This is a genomic window from Elstera litoralis (assembly GCF_000963705.1).
GTDB classification, from domain to species: domain Bacteria; phylum Pseudomonadota; class Alphaproteobacteria; order Elsterales; family Elsteraceae; genus Elstera; species Elstera litoralis.
Window position 1 is genome coordinate 1 of the sequence record NZ_LAJY01000598.1, and the last position, 2,794, is coordinate 2,794.

The 2,794-nt window shown below is 61.7% G+C and carries 3 protein-coding genes; 1 reads left to right on the plus strand and 2 read right to left on the minus strand.

The features are described from left to right. Nucleotides 1-889, plus strand: an 889-nt coding sequence (locus VZ95_RS18015; RefSeq protein ID WP_045777088.1) for a branched-chain amino acid ABC transporter permease, incomplete at its 5' end; no start/stop codon positions are given. A gap of 39 nt (nucleotides 890-928) precedes the next feature. Here the strand turns inward: VZ95_RS18015 and VZ95_RS18020 are convergent. Together VZ95_RS18020 and VZ95_RS18025 are read right to left on the minus strand one after the other, a co-directional pair. Then, a complete protein-coding gene (locus VZ95_RS18020) occupies nucleotides 929-2,383 on the minus strand; it encodes a TRAP transporter large permease (RefSeq protein ID WP_045777089.1) in 1,455 nt (484 codons plus the stop codon). Continuing rightward, nucleotides 2,380-2,794: TRAP transporter small permease subunit (locus VZ95_RS18025; protein ID WP_045777090.1), on the minus strand; the 415-nt coding region annotated here is incomplete at its 5' end. The genes VZ95_RS18020 and VZ95_RS18025, both read right to left, overlap by 4 nt.

The following is a 2,794-nucleotide window of genomic DNA, read 5'->3' on the forward strand; positions in this document are numbered from 1 at the left end:
GGGCGCGAGCGCGGTCTTTTGGGGGCTGCCGGAGCATTTGGCGCTGGCGACGCATCTGACGATTCTGGCGCTTTTCGCGCTGTCGCTGCATCTGCTGGTCGGGCTTGCCGGGTTGCTCTCGCTGGGGCATGCCGCTTTCTTTGGGCTCGGGGCCTATACCGCCGGGCTGCTGGCGCGCGCAGGTTGGACCGAGCCGCTGACAGGGCTTGTGGCGGCGGCGGCGATCGGTTTGCTCGCGGGGGCGGCAGCCGGGGCGATCCTCGGGCGGTTACGCGGGCTCGCCGCGCTGATGGTCACGCTCGGGCTGGGGTTGCTACTGCACGAAGCGGCCCTGCGCCTACCGGGGGTAACGGGCGGCGAGGACGGGCTGTCCGGGCTCGATACTGCGCCGCTGTTCGGGCAGTTCAGCTTCGATCTGTGGGGCAAGACCGGCTATTGGTACGCGCTGGCCGTGCTGGCGGGCGCTTTTTGGCTCGTCAGCCGCTTAGAGGCCGCGCCCTTTGGGGTGAGCTTGCGCGCGCTGCACGATAATCCGACGCGGCTGCAAGCCTTGGGGATTGCCCAAACGGCGCGCGTGCGCACCGCCTATGCTCTTTCCGGCGCGCTTGCCGGTCTCGCGGGCGGGCTTCTCACCCAAACGACGCAGTTCGTTTCGGTCGAGGTATTCAGCTTTCACCGTTCGGCCGATCTGCTGGTGATGCTGATTTTGGGCGGCGTCGGGCGGCGCTATGGGGCGCTGCTGGGGCCTGTGCTGTACGGCGTGCTGCGCGAGGGTTTCGCGGCGTGGCACCCGGCCTATTGGGGGGCGGGGTTGGGATTGGCGCTGATGGCCATCGTCCTCTTCGCCCCGCACGGCTTGCTCGGGCTGCGACTGTTCCGGCCCAAATGAAAACCGCCCCGGTCGAGGTGGACCGGGGCGGCGGTAGGCTTACTTGAACTCGATGACCTCAGGCTCGCCCTGATCCATCGGCGGCAACTCGATTTGGATAGTGCTAGGGTCGAATTTCGCCGCCCCGTGCACCGAGTCCAGCACCAAGCCGGGCCAGAAGATGAGAATGGCGACCATGATGATCTGGATGATAACGAAGGGCACCGACCCCCAATAGATCTGCTGGGTCGTGATCGGGGCCATCGTCTTGCCCGTGATCTTATCCTTATACGCCTTCTCCGGCGCGACCGACCTGAGGAAGAACAGCGCAAAGCCGAAGGGCGGGTGCATGAACGAGGTTTGCATGTTCACGCCGAGCAGCACGCCGAACCAAATCAGATCGATCCCGAGCTTATCCGCAACCGGGCCGACCAGCGGCACCAGAATGAAGGCCAACTCGAAGAAGTCGAGGAAGAAGGCCAGCACGAAGAAGAGGATATTCACCGCAATCAGGAAGCCGACTTGGCCACCCGGCAGGCTGGTGAGCAGATGTTCGACCCATAAATCGCCGTTCACGCCCCGGAAAGTCAGGCCGAAAACAGTGGAGCCGATGAGGATGAACATAACGAAGGACGAAAGCTTCGTCGTGGAATCCATCGCCTGTTTGACGAGGCTCCAGCTCAGCTTGCGTTTCATGAGGGCGAGGATCATCGCGCCCGCCGCACCCATGCCGCCGCCTTCCGTGGGGGTTGCAATCCCGAGGAAAATAGTGCCAAGGACGAGGAAGATCAGAACCAGGGGCGGCACCAGCGAAATCATCGCGCGGTTAAACAGCTTTATGCCGCGCAGCGTGCGCGCTTCTTTCGGAAGCGCCGGAACGAAGTCGGGCTTGAACACCGAAATCAGGAAGATGAAGCCCGCATACATGGCGGCCAGCATCAAGCCCGGCAGAAACGCGCCTTCGTACATATCGCCCACGGACCGGCCCAATTGGTCGGCCATGATGATGAGCACGAGGGAGGGGGGGATGATTTGCGCCAGCGTTCCCGACGCCGCAATCACGCCCGAGGCGACGCGGCGGTCGTAACCGTAGCGCAGCATGATCGGCAGCGAAATTAGGCCCATCGAGATCACCGAAGCGGCGACCACGCCGGTCGTCGCTGCCAGCAAAGCGCCGACGAAGATAACGGCATAGGCCAGCCCGCCGCGAATCGGCCCGAATAATTGCCCGATGGTATCGAGCAAATCTTCCGCCATCCCGGATCGCTCCAACACCAGCCCCATGAAGGTAAAGAAGGGAATGGCCAACAGCGTATCGTTGGTCATAATCCCGAAAATACGTTCCGGTAGTGCTTGAAACAATTGCATTTGGATCAAGCCAAGCTCGACCGCCAGCAAGCCGAACAAAAGCCCATTGGCCCCCAGTGCAAAAGCGACCGGATAGCCGAGCAGCAGAAACAAAACAAGGCCGCCGAACATAAGCGGCGCCATGTTTTCAATCAAAAATTGGGTCATTGGATGTTACTCGCTCGCCGCTGCTCAGTGGTGGCCACGTTTTTTTCGCCGGGATCGGGAATCAAGCCTTGCAGAAAGGCAATGCGCTTGATGAGTTCCGAGAATCCTTGCAGCGCCAACAGCGTAAAGCCGATGGGGATCAGCACTTTCGCCGGCCAGCGGATGAGGCCGCCCGCATTGCTGGACATTTCGCTGTGGATGAACGAATCCCACACCATCGGGAACGACAGATAGAGAATCAGCAGCACCACCGGCATCAGGAAAACCAGCGTGCCGAAAATTTCGACCTTCGCCCGCGCTTGCGGACTGAACCGACCGATAATCACGTCGATCCGCACATGCTCGTTGCGCAGCAGCGTATAGCCCGCCCCCGGCAGAAACACTGCCGCGAACAAATACCATTGCAGCTCC

Excerpts from the sequence above, each read along its gene's own strand:
- VZ95_RS18020 (WP_045777089.1), bottom strand. The coding sequence starts at position 2,383 with ATGACCCAATTTTTGATTGAAAACATGGCGCCGCTTATGTTCGGCGGC.